Here is a 12,978-nt window from a genome sequence, read left to right on the forward strand (position 1 = left end):
GGCTGGGGCGCAGCCGGTTGCGGAGCGGCCGCGGGCGCCGGCGGGGCGGCTTCGGCAGCCGCCGGCTCCTTGTGCTCCAGCGCCAGCTGTTTCAGCACTGCGCAGATGCGCTCGAACACGGCTTCGTCGGGCTCCTCGGAAGCCCGGTAGGCGTCCAGTTGGCTTTTGAGCACGTCTTTCGTTTCCAAGAAAATATCCACCATGTCCGTGCGCAGCGTCATTTCGCCGCGGCGGATCGCGTCCAGAAGGTTCTCGAGCAGGTGCGTGGTGCCTGCAAGCTGGGTGAAACAGCCAAAGGTCGCCGCCCCGCCCTTGATGGAATGGGCCGCGCGGAAAATGGCATTAAGCTGCTCGATGTCGGGCGCCCCCACGTCGAGCTCCAGCAGGAGCTGCTCCATTTCCGCGAGCAGTTCGTCCGCCTCGTCGAAAAAGGTCTCGTAAAACTGACTGAGATCCAAACCAGCACTCATGGCCCGTATGCCTTCGTAAAAGAACTCGCTTATGCGGCGGGCTGCTCGCCGAGCAGTTCCGCCGCCAATTCGACCAGCACGTCCGGATCGACCGGCTTGGAGAGCCAGCCGCACACGCCCAGGTCGCGCGCCGCCATCTTGCTGTCCACGTCGTCTTCGGTGGTCAGCACCAGCACCGGCACGTCTTCGTACTGCGCCTGTTGCCGCAGCCCCTGGATGAGTTCCAGCCCGCCCATGACGGGCATGTTCCAGTCGCTCACGACCAGGTCCACCGGCTGGTCCTTGGCCCGCGCCAGCGCCTCCTGCCCGTTGACCGCCGTCACCACCTTCCAGCCTGCGCCCGTCAGCGTCGTCTGGACGATCATGCGCATCGTCGCCGAATCATCGGCCACCAGAATCGTTGCCGCCATTGCTATCGAACCCCTTCGGCGGGCGGAGCCTTGTCCGTCCCGCTGTGATTTCCTGACTTCACCGCCTCGGCCGCCGCGCGGGCCGCATCGACCGCGGAGCCCACTTCCTGTGCGCTGCCGGCGTTGATGTCCGCGGCCGCGGCGTTCTCTTCCTCGATGCGGCGCTGGGTGCTCTGGTTGAGCACGACCAGGCTGATACGCCTGTTAACGGCCGCGTACGGGTCATCTTTAACCAGGCTCATGCTCGAGGACAGGCCCTGCACGCGCATGACCTTGTCTTCGTTCATGCCGCCGGCCACGAGCTCCTGGCGGGATGCGTTGGCGCGGTCGGCCGACAGCTCCCAGTTGCTGTAGGCCCGCTCGCCCCGCGCATACTGGCTGGCGTCGGTATGGCCGGAGATGCTGATCTTGTTCGGCAGCTCGTTCAGCACCGGGCCGAGCTCGCGCAGGATGTCCCGCATGTAGGGCTGCACGTTGGCGCTGCCCGTGGCGAACATGGGCCGGTTCTGGCTGTCGATGATCTGGATGCGCAACCCCTCGGTCGTCATGTCGATGCGGAGCTGGGGACGGAACGTCTTGAGAACCGGGGAGGTCTCGATGAGGTTTTCCAGCCGCTTCTTGAGGCTCTCGAGGCGGTGACGCTCGCGGCGCTCCGCGTCGGCCATGGGCTGGGCTTCCACCCGGTTGCCCTGCGCCCGGCGCACGTCGCCGTCGTCGCGCAGGGGATCTCGACCGCCGCCGGGCACGGCGCTGGTTTCGGCCGAACTGCTGGGCCCGCCGGCGATCGCCACGTGCAGCGGCATGCGGAAGAACTCGGCAATGCCCTTGAGCTCTTCGCGCGGCACGATGCTGATCAGCCACATGACGAGGAAAAACGCCATCATGGCGGTGATGAAATCCGCGTAGGCGATCTTCCAGCTCCCCCCGTGGTGTCCGCCGCTCTTGCCCTTCTTGCGGCGAATCACCACACGGTGATTGTTGACGGTGCTCATTGCCCGCTCCGTCAGGCCTTGGCGGTCGACTTGGCTTGCCGGACGTGTTCTTCCAGCTCACCGAAGGTGGGGCGCACGCCCGAGTACAGCACCTTGCGACCGAACTCGACGGCGAGCTGCGGCGGGTAGCCGTTCATGCTGGCCAGCAGCGTGGTCTTGATGCATTCCAGCACCTTCACGGCCTCGGCCATGCGCCGGTCCACGCGCGAGGCCAGCGGCCCCACGAAGCCGTAGGCCAGCAGAATGCCCAGGAAGGTGCCCACCATGGCCTTGGAGATCAGGTCGCCCAGGATGGCCGGCGGCTGGTCCACCGCCGCCAGCGCCTTGATCACGCCCAGCACGGCGGCCACGATGCCGAATGCCGGCAGGCCGTCGGCCATCTGCTGCAGCGCATGCACCGGCACTTCGCGCTCGTGGCGGTAGGTCTCGATTTCCTCGTCCATGAGCGTTTCGATCTCGAACGAGCTCATGTTGCCGCTGATCATGATGCGCAGGTAGTCCGTGATGAACTCCATGAGCTTCTGGTCTTTCATGATGCGCGGGTATTCGCTGAAGATCGGACTGGAGGACGGATCTTCGATGTGCGACTCAATGGCCATCAGCCCTTCGCGCCGCGCCTTGTTCAGCAGGGTGTACAGGAGCGCCATCAGCTCCATGTAGACCTCTTTGCTGTACTGGGAGCTCTTGAGCGCATCGGGCAGCGCCTTCTTCACGAGGATCAGCGACTTCTTGCTGTTGCCCGCCAGGAAGGCGCCCAAGGCCGCGCCGAAGATCAGCGTGAGCTCGAATGGCTGGTACAGCGCGCCCAGATGGCCGCCGAGCGCGATGAAGCTGCCGACCACCGAGGCGATCACCACCAAATAACCGATAACAATCAACACATCAGGCCCCTGCCAACGAAGTCTAAAACCGGCGTCAATGATCCCCTGCTCCCCCCGGCCCAAAAAGCCGGGTTACGGGAGGTTTTTCAGGGCTTTTGATGTATTTGAGGCTGGGCGTCAGCCCGAGGCCGCCTCGGCGGCGGCAACCGCACGGCTGCCCGAGCGCGCCTTCGCCGCGGCCCGCGTCTTGCCGGCGCGGGGCGGAGGGCGGCAGATCGCGCAGACGAAATCCGTCTGGGGATCGTGGGCATGCGCGATGAAATGGCCGCCGCAGTGGCGGCACTCCGAAAGCTGCAGCATGCCGCTGTCGAAGAAGCGCACCAGCATCCAGGCCCGTGTGAAGCTCAGCACGGGCTCCGCGTTCTCGGCGCCTTCGACGCCCGCGTTCTCGAGATAGAGCCGGTAGGCGTCGATGACGGCGCGGATCCCCTTGCTGTTGGTGTGCTTGTCCAGGAACGAATAGACGTTGTAGAACAGCGAGGAATGGATGTTCGGCAACCAGGTCATGAACCAGTCCACCGAGAACGGCAGCATGCCCTTCGGGGGCGAGCAGCCGCGAATCTCGCGATACAGGCGCGCCAGGCGGTCGTGGCTCAGGCTGGTTTCCGCCTCCAGCACCTGCAGGCGGGCGCCCAGGGAGATCATGGAACTGGCGAGGAGGATGTCGTCCGCTTCCTGGGAAACGCTCTTGATGGCCATGGCGCTTGAAGATCCGGAGGGTTGCGCGGGCCGTTCAGGCCAGCTCTTCGACGGGCTGCTTGGCAAGCAGGATGGTGGCGTGCGCCTGCTGCAGCGCGCCGCCCAGCACGTCCTGAGTCAGGGCGGAAAGCAGGCTGTAGTCGTCAAAGCGGAAACGGCACAGGAGCGAGCTGGAGCTGGCCAGCCTCACGAGCTGGGCGGGCGACAGGCGCATGAGAATGTCCGCCACCTCGCTGCTGAAGCCCAACCGGAACATCGAGGCAGCATAGTCATCGCGCAGCATGCGCTGGGCGAGAAGAAGATAGGACAGATTCACTTCACGGATATCTGCCAGCAAAGAACTTTCGACTTGTTGCACACCAGGCTCCCTGATCCCTACGTGCGAGGGTCCGTATCAACTACCAACAGTCACAAGCAGCAACGATTGCTTCGTAACCAGCTGCGTCCAGTTTTTATGCGAAATGTATCAGTAATTCGCAATTTAAGTAAAATTTATCACATCTCGTGTAATTTTCTATGACTAATATGACAAAAGTTTTTTGATGTTGCTCATAAGACAGATGAAGATACAACTTGACATGAAACTATCTGACAAATTTACGTCAATTTGCCAAATAGACATTCAAAAAGTTGTGTTCTTTACGGAATGAAATCGGCGCTTTTAACCACAATGGGCACCGTACCGATCACCTCGTTAGCTTCGCCCAGCGCAACCGCGCGCTTGTCGACAATGTCGCTATTTGGCAACGCCAGCGCCAGCGTCCGACACCCGCGCCTCCATAGATTCGTCTGACACTCCGCAATGCCCAACGCAGAAGACAGCTTGGTCGAATATGCCCCGCTCGTTCGGAAGCTGGCCCTGCAATTGCTCGCGCGCCTGCCGGCCAGCGTCGAACTGGACGACCTGATACAGGCCGGCATGATCGGCCTGCTGGACGCCGTGCGCCGCTACCAGGAAACCGCCGACGCGCAATTCGAGACCTACGCCACCACCCGCATCCGGGGGGCCATGCTGGACGAGCTGCGCGGCCAGGACTGGCTGCCCCGCAGCGTGCGCGCCAAGGCCCGCAAGATAGAACAGGCCATCCAGCAGCTCGAGCAGAAGCTCATGCGCGCGCCCACCGAGGCCGAGATCGCCGCACAGCTGGAGCTGCCCCTGGCCGAATATCAGACCCTGCTGCACGACGCCCAGGGCGTGCAGATCGTCCACTATGAAGACTTTTCGTCCGATACGGACAGCGCGTCGGACCAGGCCGACTGGGCGGCTTCCCTCAATGCCGGCAACGCCCAGGCCGGCAATCCGCTCGATTCCCTGCTGGCCGGCGACTTCCGCCAGGCGCTCATCCACGCCATCGACGCCCTGCCCGAGCGCGAAAAGCTCCTGCTCTCGCTCTGCTACGAGCAGGGACTGAACCTCAAGGAAATCGGCGCCATCATGAACGTAACCGAGGCCCGGGTCTGCCAGCTGCGCTCCCAGGCCACCGCCCGCATCCGCGCCAAGCTGCGCGAGCAGGCCTGGCAGGATCTGCCGCACGAACAGCAGATGGCGCAGATTATCTGAGGCCCGCCGGCGCCGGCGTGCATGGCGCGCCGCCGCCCGACGTCCCCCCTCCTCCACCCGGCGGATTGACCTTCGTAAAACAGCCCTAAAGATTGATTTGGCCCTGCCGTAATCCTGGCAACGGAGAAATTCGGCGTCGCAAGAAGACGAATTCTCCCGTTACTACGATGGGCGGCCCAGCTGCCCGGTTTGAAGAAGCCTTTCTCTCTTGGGAGCCAAAACATGGCTGCAGTTATCAACACCAACTACTTGTCCCTGGTTGCCCAGACCAACCTGAACAAGTCCCAGTCCGCTCTGGGTACCGCCATCGAACGCCTGTCGTCGGGCCTGCGCATCAACAGCGCCAAGGACGACGCTGCTGGTCAAGCGATTGCTAACCGCTTCACGGCCAACATCAAGGGTCTGACACAAGCTGCTCGTAACGCTAACGATGGTATCTCCATTGCTCAAACGACCGAAGGTGCGTTGAACGAAATCAACAACAACCTTCAGCGTGTTCGTGAGCTGACCGTTCAGGCGGCGACAGGCTCCAACTCCCAGAGTGACCTCGATTCTATTCAGGCTGAAATCAAACAGCGTCTGGACGAAATTAACCGCGTGTCTGAACAAACGCAATTTAACGGCGTACGCGTCTTGGCTTCGGACAACAAACTGAAAGTTCAAGTTGGCGCGAACGATAATCAGACAATCACTCTTGACCTTAAGGAAATCACCAAGAGCAGCCTGGGTCTTGGAAATTTTACCGTTACTGGTGACCAAGCCGCTTCGCAGGATGCTCTGGTAAGTGACTTCAAGGCGACTGGCTATGCGACTTATGATGTTCAGGTCGACGGTGCTGCTGCAACGGACATTCAAGTGGACGTGCATTCTGGCAAAGTAACGACCGATGGTACGCAGGGTGTCTACGTAAGTGCCACTACTGGTAAACTCGTTACGACACAAACCAACACTGCAGCCACGACCAACGATGTACGCGACGCATTCGCTACGGCGTTTGAGACTGGGAATGATGGAGACATTGCGACAATCGGTCAATATGTTTGGACGCAGGTTGGCGCAGGTGATGGAGAAGGTAACGGCACGTACACGACTCGTATCGATGGCAACGACATTAGTGTCACTATCAGTGGTGCAACTGATGGTGCCGGCGGCACCATGACTGTGTCGGGAGGCAGCCTTTATATGGATGAGGCTGCTTACAGTGCTACCGCGAAGTTCACAACAAACTTGACGAACGAAAATGCTACGGTGGCCAGCATCACTTCCAATGGCGGCAGCAAGACTGGTGCTCAGCTTGAAATCGATGGAACTGCTTATGTCGTGGATGGTAGCGGTGTTGTCACCCAAGGCACTGACGTAATTTACGTCCGCGATGCTGGCAAGACGAGCCAAGAGCTTATCACTGCGGACCAAGCACTTATTGCTTCGCGTGATCCCCTGGCTAAGTTGGATGCCGCGATTGCGACCGTTGATGAATTCCGTGGCCAGCTCGGTGCTGTGCAAAATCGCTTCCAATCGACTATTGCCAACCTGAGCAACACGGTTACCAACCTGTCCGCAGCTCGTTCGCGCATCGAAGACGCCGACTACGCAGTCGAAGTCTCCAACATGACTCGCGCTCAGATCCTGCAACAGGCTGGTACCTCGGTTCTGGCCCAGGCCAACCAAGTGCCGCAAGGCGTTCTGTCCCTGCTGCGTTAATTCTCAGCCGGTTTGGGGGTGGGAAACCATCCCCACGCAGAACTCGAAACCGCCATTCCTTCGGGATTGGCGGTTTTTCCGTTTGGGATGCTGCAATAGCTGAAGGGATCGCCTTTTATCGCAAGAGCACCTTCTTCTTGACCGGCCTTCCATCGCTTCCCACGACGGTCCCATATCCGTAGAGGCCAGCCCTCTCCAAGTTATTCCTCACAGCGTTATCGCTGACGTTGATACCTTCCGCTCGTAATGCCTTGCCGATCTGACTTGGATTGGCGTATTGGCCTGACCGGGCCATATCTCCAATACGTTGCCTCACACCCACAGGTAATGCCTTGCCGTTCTTCTTCGGCGCTCTACTCCGGGCAGGCAATACGCCCTTCTTGATCCATTCCGGATTTTCGTCCAGCGACATCTTCCAGCGATTGTAGGTACTGCGAGCCAGCCCCAAATCCTTACACGCTTGCGTGACTGTTTTTCGCTTCTTCTTGTCGGAATGATTCGCGGCGCTGTAGATGGTCTGTACCAGTTGAAACCGCTCTTCGGCTGATAGCTGTGTGCTCATAGAAAAACGATAACACATATGAGCCAAACCGCCTTAGAAAACGGCGCTTTTTAGACGGCTTCAGATAAATACCCGGCCACTTGTCTGCTTGGACTTTTAACCGGGATAGCGAGTGGCCTCATCTCATCAATCTGAACTCATCGGCATGAGCCAATGAGGACGCAATTTAACGCGACAGGCGACTTTGTGATCAAGAACGTGGGGTCAGTCGTTCAGGATACTCGTCGGGCATTTGGAAATGCCCTTGGTGAAACTATGCCCAAAATATCTGTAATGAAGATGATGAAGTGAAGCGCATACTCGGAATCACCTCTCAGGCAAAACACCAAAGAAAAGACAAAATATCCCTTTAATCAACATTTCCCTCTAACCACTTCATTGAAGGAATGTTGATCACATGACTGACCTAATCCACATATCTCACATCAGTCCGCCCGTAATGGGAACAACACCACAAATAAAGGACATACATGAATCCGAATCACAACACCCAATCTCTACAGGGAAATAGCCATAACGGCAACAAAGCCATCACGCTTAATGACATCAGATCTGCCCTGATGAATGAATTCCATTGCAATACATCCCTCACAGATCGAGAGCAATTCCGGCAGAGACAAAGGGAACAGCACATCTATGACATCACACAGCAGGAATTCGACTGGTTCATCACTTTAACCTTCAGGTATAAGAAAAACGACCACGACGAAGTGGTTTCTCTGGGGAAGAAATTCTTTGACCGATTAAGCAGTGAGATATACGGCAAGAGATCAAAAAACCGAATTATTCACTACTCGGCAATTGAACGACATGACGACGGGTCACTTCACATCCATGCATTGCTCAAAGAACCGAAACCACATGCACCAATTGGCATGTATGGAATACGGGATCTAGTCAAGCGGAATTGGTTCAAGGTGGCAAGTACGAATCTGGATATGACTTCTTCCCGCTCCAATCCCGAAGATTCATGGTTTGAACCGGTTCGCGAGGGAAATATATTACGGCTGGCTGGTTACATGACCAAGGACTGCTACCGGCACGACGACACCATCATCTATGACTTGTGTTGTCTTACAGGGCGGAAAGTTGGTTAAAAGCCAATATCCGACTTTACACAACTTTCTGCGAGGCTCGATGTATGGGCCTCTTTGTCATTCATGGGTATCTGGCTTCAGTCGTCAGCTTCATGAGTTTCCCTTCATCCACGACATTCAAAGTTCCGGCATGAAGGTATCGCCCGGACCACTCCGACAGAAGTTGCTTGATGCCCCCTAATGCAGCCAGCACCAGTTCTTGCTCTTCTGCTTCGGGATTCCTGTCGATCACTTCCCTCACGGATGTTCCCAGACGCCCAAAGAATTCGCGTTTATTGAAGTAATTCAATATTCCATGGGCATCATGCTTCAGCCGCTCGAAAGTCGCATGTAAGGCACCAGCATGACGCGTCATGACCACCGTGTCGGAATCCCGCAGATACCGCAAGGCCACGACATCTTCGGTGGGTTCCATGATGACCGTACCGGCACCACGCCAATAGATGGGGTTGCGCATCGCCCTTTGACGATTTCGGAACCGTTCATACATGTGGCGGTCTTCTTCTCTCAGGAAGTCATCCTGCTCGGCTTCCAACAAATAGATGATGACCTTCGTACGGAGCCGAAAAAATCGGACATACCAGATGTCATAGTCCAGCTTGGCAATGATGTCCGAAAGCCGTTCCTTGCGCTTTTCCACGGCCATTAAGACCTGATAGAAGCCGTCCTGCTCCAACAGCTCAGAAAGCCGCTCAGTGATCGTCACCCGAAGCTTCGAGTGACGTTCAAACAAGGTCAGTTCAGCGAGGATCGCGCTGCGGTGCTGTTCAGCGATTTCGCGGAAGTGAGATTCAAACTGCCCCCAGTGATCGGCAAGTCGATTCGAGGTTTTGAACTGCCTGTGAATGGCATTTACGAACCGATCCACAGTCTGCCTGTAGAGTTCGACAAGGTCTTTATCCGGCATTCCTTCTCCTGTCCTGTTCAAAATCCCTTTATGGCAGAAAGCCTGCATTCCTCATTTCCAACGAAGGAAATGTTGCGGCAATATTCTTCATTCTGCTGTCCAGAACTCGGCTAGAAACATTCGACACATAATCGGACACGGAATTGGTGGCTGCCAACAGAGTGTCGTTGCTCAAATGCGCGTACCGCTGGGTGGTCTTCACGTTCGAGTGGCCCAGTATCTTCTGCACTTCGTAAATGGATCGTCCCTGGTTTACCAGGAAGCTGGCGTAGCTGTGACGGAGGTCATGCAGCCGAACATCCTCAATACCTGCGTCCTTACGGACTCGATTCCATGCATGGAAGATATTGACGTATGGCTGCATCGTGGCGGGATTAAAGAAGATGTAGTCCACACCTGGAACCCGATCAACATTGCGAAGCAGTTGAATTGCGCCAGTGGATAACGGGACGTATCGCGTGATACCGCTTTTGTTGAATTCAATACGCCAGATTCGGTTTTGGAAATCGATATCGCACCACTTCGCGCCCAACACTTCATTGCGTCGTGCGCCAGTGAGGATCAGCATAACGATTATTTCCTTGATCCTGGGATGGTCAGACCCATCCAGTTCGGCAATCAGTCTGCGTAGTTCTTCATTGCTCAGATACCGGTCTCGCAAATTGTTCTCACGGAGCTTGCGAACTGCTGAAATCGGATTGGATGCCACCCCCTGAATCTCCCACTCCAGAGCACAACTGAAAGTTCTGTGAGCGACGTTCAGCATTCGATTGGTGGACGATGGTTTGAAGCGTTTCTCTTCCCGATGCTGCCGCAGCAATTCGATAGCATGCTGCTTATTGATTTCGTCCATATACAGCCCGCCGAGTACAGGCAAGATATGGAGCCGCAATTGCGCCTCATCGACCCGCCAACTACGTTTGTGGGTCTTCATGTGAGGCAGATAACGCTTCAGGATGAAATCGCGATAGGTCGGGACGGTTCTGCGCTGGTTCTTTTCAACGAAAGGATCGTCGCCCAGACTCAGGCGAGCCAATAGTTCCTTTGCTTTGTTCCTCGCGTCTGCCAATGACATGATTCCCGCATCGGCAAATCTCTTTTCCTTCGTACGGCCATGCGTATCGACATACCGGATGTAGTAGGAACGACGCCCACTGTCCGAAGCCTTGATAAGTAGCCCTGGTAGCCGTGTGTCAAAATAATCGATCCTGCGCTTACCTGTCGGGCACAGCATGGAGTCGACAACTTGTTGGGTCAGTAATGTACGAGGCAGAGGCAGAATCACACAGAACCAATAACGATACTAATAGTATCATTTAATGCTCGTTCAGTATAGGACACGATCCCGATTGCAATGACAACAACAGACGATAAAACGCAGACACGGATTGCCCTGGTAATGCGGTCGGTTCGTTCGGCCCTCGGATATAACCAAGTCCAGTTTGCCGAATTGATCGGCAGCTCCAAGCCTACGATTGCTCGAATTGAAACGCTTGAAATGCCGATGAAGGATGATCTTTACGCCCGTATGGTCGAACGGCTCGAAGAATTCGGTATCAAGATTGATTCCAACCTGCACGGCGTGAGCCTGCATTTTGATGAGCGGGCCATCGCAATCCTGGAAGGCAGATTGCAAGATGCCAACCTAAGACGGCCTGATCGGAAGAAGTAGCCCGACCCCAAGCGGGCACTTTGGATATCGTGACGGCTGGGCTACGTAGACAGCCCGTAGAAAATCATGCCGACCAAGACGGCCAATAGGTCATTGATTCTTATGGTACCTACGTCATTCCGTAAGGTCGGAAATTCCGATTCTTATCGACAAGCCGTAGTCACAGAGTAGTAATTTCTGGAAATCGGAATAAAACCCTTGTTTTTCACATTATTTTCAGCGCCTTACGGAGAGCGTTATCAACAGCGCCAAGGACGACGCTGCTGGTCAAGCGATTGCTAACCGCTTCACGGCTAACATCAAGGGTCTGACCCAAGCTTCCCGTAACGCCAACGATGGTATCTCCATCGCTCAGACGACTGAAGGCGCGTTGAACGAAATCAACAACAACTTGCTGCGTATTCGTGAGTTGACTGTTCAAGCCACGAACGGCACTAACTCCGATTCTGATCTCAAGTCGATCCAGGATGAAATCGGCCAGCGCCTGGCTGAGATCAACCGTGTGTCCGAACAAACGCAATTTAACGGCGTGAAAGTTCTGGCTAGCGACAACGCCCTGAAGATCCAAGTTGGTGCAAATGACAACCAAACGATCTCCGTGAACCTGAAGAAGATCGACGCTCAATCTCTGGGTCTTAAAGAATTCCGCATTGACGGTGCTCGTCAGGCTAGTGTTAGCGACCTCCGCGCACAAGGTGCTACTGGCTTCGACAGATACGAAGGCGCAACGGTTGGCGGTACGAATGACGGGAAAGAGATCCGTGTGGATCTCGACAGCGGCAAGATCACCACAGCTGTAGGTGGCGATCAGGAGAACGTCTACGTCAGCGCCGTTAATGGCGCATTGACCGTTGACAGCACGATTGACAACACGGATGTCTCGGGCACCTTCACAGCCACCGGTAGCTTGCCTTCGGATCTTGAAGACTTGGAGAAGGGCGCTACATTCACGCTTGGAGGCCTCGAATTTACGGTGGAGACGGCCTTTACTCGGGGCGTCGATGATACTGGGTCGGGCGCTACACCGGCTGTTGGATCGGCAAGTACGCTCATCAATGGTGAAAAAGTAACGCTGACTCTTTCCGGTGCGGATGCGACCAACGAAACACTGGCCCTGTCCACGGAAATCTATCGGTCTGCTGTGAATGGTTCGTATACGACTGACGCGACTACTTCGAACCGACTGGCTAAAGTTTCCGATCTCGATCTTCAAGGTGCTGGCAAAACTGGCAGCGTGCTGAATCTTGGCGGCACTGAGTACACGGCCAATGCTGACGGCAGCAAACTGACATTTGATCGTGGCACTGCCATCGATCCGGATGTGGTCACTGCTTTTATCTCGCGTACCGAAGCGGGTAACGTAAAAATCATCGCTGAAGATGCGGCTGCGGCCGAGAAGGCGACTGATGATCCCCTGAAGACTCTCGATGATGCTCTGTCGATGGTCGACTCCCTGCGTTCGGAGCTGGGTGCCATTCAGAACCGCTTCGAATCGACGATTGCCAATCTAAGCAACACGGTCACCAACCTCTCCGCAGCTCGTTCGCGTATTGAAGACGCCGACTATGCAGTCGAAGTCTCCAACATGACTCGCGCTCAGATCCTGCAACAGGCTGGTACCTCGGTTCTGGCCCAGGCCAACCAAGTGCCGCAAGGCGTTCTGTCCCTGCTGCGTTAATTCTCAGCCGACTTGGGGATGGGCAACCATCCCCATACAGAACCGTGAAACCGCCGTTCCTTCGGGATTGGCGGTTTTTCTTTTGGCTCATGGGGCTGATCTTCAATTATTCGGCTGGGGACGCAGAATCACTTTCTTCTTGATCGTCTTTCCATCGCTTCCGACGACGGTCTGATGTCCATAGAGTCTAGCCCACTCCAGATTATTCCGCACTGCGTTATTGAATTGCCCCGGGTTTTGCGGAGGCTCCAACCTTTGAGAGAATGGAGCCCTTATGAGCAAGCAGAACAAGTTTTCCCCGGAAGTCCGTGACCGCGCCGTGCGTCTGGTACAAGAGCATCGTGGCGA

14 protein-coding genes are annotated in these 12,978 nt (G+C 56.3%); 5 read left to right on the top strand and 9 right to left on the bottom strand.

Annotated elements, in window-relative coordinates:
• From NGJ44_RS22400 to flhD, 6 genes are all read right to left on the bottom strand, one after another.
• The coding region (locus NGJ44_RS22400) for an Hpt domain-containing protein (RefSeq protein WP_251865919.1) at positions 1–470 on the bottom strand (470 nt) is incomplete at its 3' end.
• 29 nt (positions 471–499) lie between these two features.
• Positions 500–880 carry a response regulator gene (locus NGJ44_RS22405; RefSeq protein WP_053245632.1) on the bottom strand — a complete coding sequence of 127 codons (381 nt, stop codon included), beginning with the start codon at positions 878–880 and terminating at the stop codon, positions 500–502.
• 2 nt (positions 881–882) lie between these two features.
• On the bottom strand, positions 883–1,872 hold the full coding sequence (gene motB, locus NGJ44_RS22410) for a flagellar motor protein MotB (RefSeq protein ID WP_053245631.1): 990 nt from the start codon (positions 1,870–1,872) through the stop codon (positions 883–885).
• Positions 1,873–1,883: 11 nt separating this feature from the next.
• Positions 1,884–2,753, bottom strand: coding sequence for a flagellar motor stator protein MotA (gene motA / locus NGJ44_RS22415; protein ID WP_053245630.1), 870 nt, complete (start codon positions 2,751–2,753; stop codon positions 1,884–1,886).
• A gap of 117 nt (positions 2,754–2,870) precedes the next feature.
• Positions 2,871–3,452 carry a flagellar transcriptional regulator FlhC gene (gene flhC / locus NGJ44_RS22420; protein ID WP_053245629.1) on the bottom strand — a complete coding sequence of 194 codons (582 nt, stop codon included), beginning with the start codon at positions 3,450–3,452 and terminating at the stop codon, positions 2,871–2,873.
• Positions 3,453–3,486: 34 nt separating this feature from the next.
• A complete protein-coding gene (gene flhD / locus NGJ44_RS22425) occupies positions 3,487–3,810 on the bottom strand; it encodes a flagellar transcriptional regulator FlhD (RefSeq protein WP_053245628.1) in 324 nt (107 codons plus the stop codon).
• Between the two features lie 444 nt (positions 3,811–4,254).
• Here flhD and NGJ44_RS22430 point away from each other — a divergent pair, with 444 nt between their 5' ends.
• Positions 4,255–5,013 (top strand): RNA polymerase sigma factor FliA, encoded by a 759-nt coding sequence (locus NGJ44_RS22430; protein WP_053245627.1) that lies wholly within the window; start codon positions 4,255–4,257, stop codon positions 5,011–5,013.
• A 222-nt stretch (positions 5,014–5,235) separates the two neighbouring features.
• Positions 5,236–6,714, top strand: a complete 1,479-nt coding sequence (locus NGJ44_RS22435) for a FliC/FljB family flagellin (protein ID WP_251865921.1) — start codon at positions 5,236–5,238, stop codon at positions 6,712–6,714.
• A gap of 115 nt (positions 6,715–6,829) precedes the next feature.
• On the opposite strand, the gene NGJ44_RS22440 is transcribed toward NGJ44_RS22435, so the two are convergent.
• Positions 6,830–7,276, bottom strand: coding sequence for a hypothetical protein (locus NGJ44_RS22440; protein ID WP_251865923.1), 447 nt, complete (start codon positions 7,274–7,276; stop codon positions 6,830–6,832).
• 470 nt (positions 7,277–7,746) lie between these two features.
• On the opposite strand from NGJ44_RS22440, the gene NGJ44_RS22445 reads away from it, so the two are divergent.
• Complete coding sequence (locus NGJ44_RS22445; RefSeq protein WP_251865925.1) at positions 7,747–8,373, top strand: rolling circle replication-associated protein; 627 nt, start codon at positions 7,747–7,749, stop codon at positions 8,371–8,373.
• A gap of 61 nt (positions 8,374–8,434) precedes the next feature.
• Here NGJ44_RS22445 and NGJ44_RS22450 read toward each other — a convergent pair whose 3' ends face one another.
• Entirely contained in the window at positions 8,435–9,328 is an 894-nt protein-coding gene (locus NGJ44_RS22450) for a hypothetical protein (protein ID WP_251865927.1), read from the bottom strand.
• On the bottom strand, positions 9,309–10,565 hold the full coding sequence (locus NGJ44_RS22455; protein ID WP_251865929.1) for a site-specific integrase: 1,257 nt from the start codon (positions 10,563–10,565) through the stop codon (positions 9,309–9,311). The genes NGJ44_RS22450 and NGJ44_RS22455 overlap by 20 nt, the downstream gene beginning before the upstream one ends.
• Positions 10,566–10,634: 69 nt before the next feature.
• Here NGJ44_RS22455 and NGJ44_RS22460 point away from each other — a divergent pair, with 69 nt between their 5' ends.
• Complete coding sequence (locus NGJ44_RS22460) at positions 10,635–10,952, top strand: helix-turn-helix domain-containing protein (RefSeq protein WP_251865931.1); 318 nt, start codon at positions 10,635–10,637, stop codon at positions 10,950–10,952.
• 238 nt (positions 10,953–11,190) lie between these two features.
• Positions 11,191–12,630, top strand: coding sequence for a flagellin N-terminal helical domain-containing protein (locus NGJ44_RS22465; RefSeq protein WP_286012423.1), 1,440 nt, complete (start codon positions 11,191–11,193; stop codon positions 12,628–12,630).
• Positions 12,631–12,978 lie beyond the last annotated feature (348 nt).

Source organism: Achromobacter sp. Marseille-Q4962, assembly GCF_943737005.1.
Lineage (GTDB): Bacteria > Pseudomonadota > Gammaproteobacteria > Burkholderiales > Burkholderiaceae_B > Achromobacter.

Excerpts from the sequence above, each read along its gene's own strand:
- NGJ44_RS22445 (WP_251865925.1), top strand. The coding sequence starts at position 7,747 with ATGAATCCGAATCACAACACCCAATCTCTACAGGGAAATAGCCATAAC.
- NGJ44_RS22450 (WP_251865927.1), bottom strand. The coding sequence starts at position 9,328 with ATGCAGGCTTTCTGCCATAAAGGGATTTTGAACAGGACAGGAGAAGGA.
- motB (WP_053245631.1), bottom strand. The coding sequence starts at position 1,872 with ATGAGCACCGTCAACAATCACCGTGTGGTGATTCGCCGCAAGAAGGGC.
- NGJ44_RS22460 (WP_251865931.1), top strand. The coding sequence starts at position 10,635 with ATGACAACAACAGACGATAAAACGCAGACACGGATTGCCCTGGTAATG.
- NGJ44_RS22440 (WP_251865923.1), bottom strand. The coding sequence starts at position 7,276 with ATGAGCACACAGCTATCAGCCGAAGAGCGGTTTCAACTGGTACAGACC.
- flhC (WP_053245629.1), bottom strand. The coding sequence starts at position 3,452 with ATGGCCATCAAGAGCGTTTCCCAGGAAGCGGACGACATCCTCCTCGCC.
- NGJ44_RS22405 (WP_053245632.1), bottom strand. The coding sequence starts at position 880 with ATGGCGGCAACGATTCTGGTGGCCGATGATTCGGCGACGATGCGCATG.
- NGJ44_RS22435 (WP_251865921.1), top strand. The coding sequence starts at position 5,236 with ATGGCTGCAGTTATCAACACCAACTACTTGTCCCTGGTTGCCCAGACC.
- NGJ44_RS22430 (WP_053245627.1), top strand. The coding sequence starts at position 4,255 with ATGCCCAACGCAGAAGACAGCTTGGTCGAATATGCCCCGCTCGTTCGG.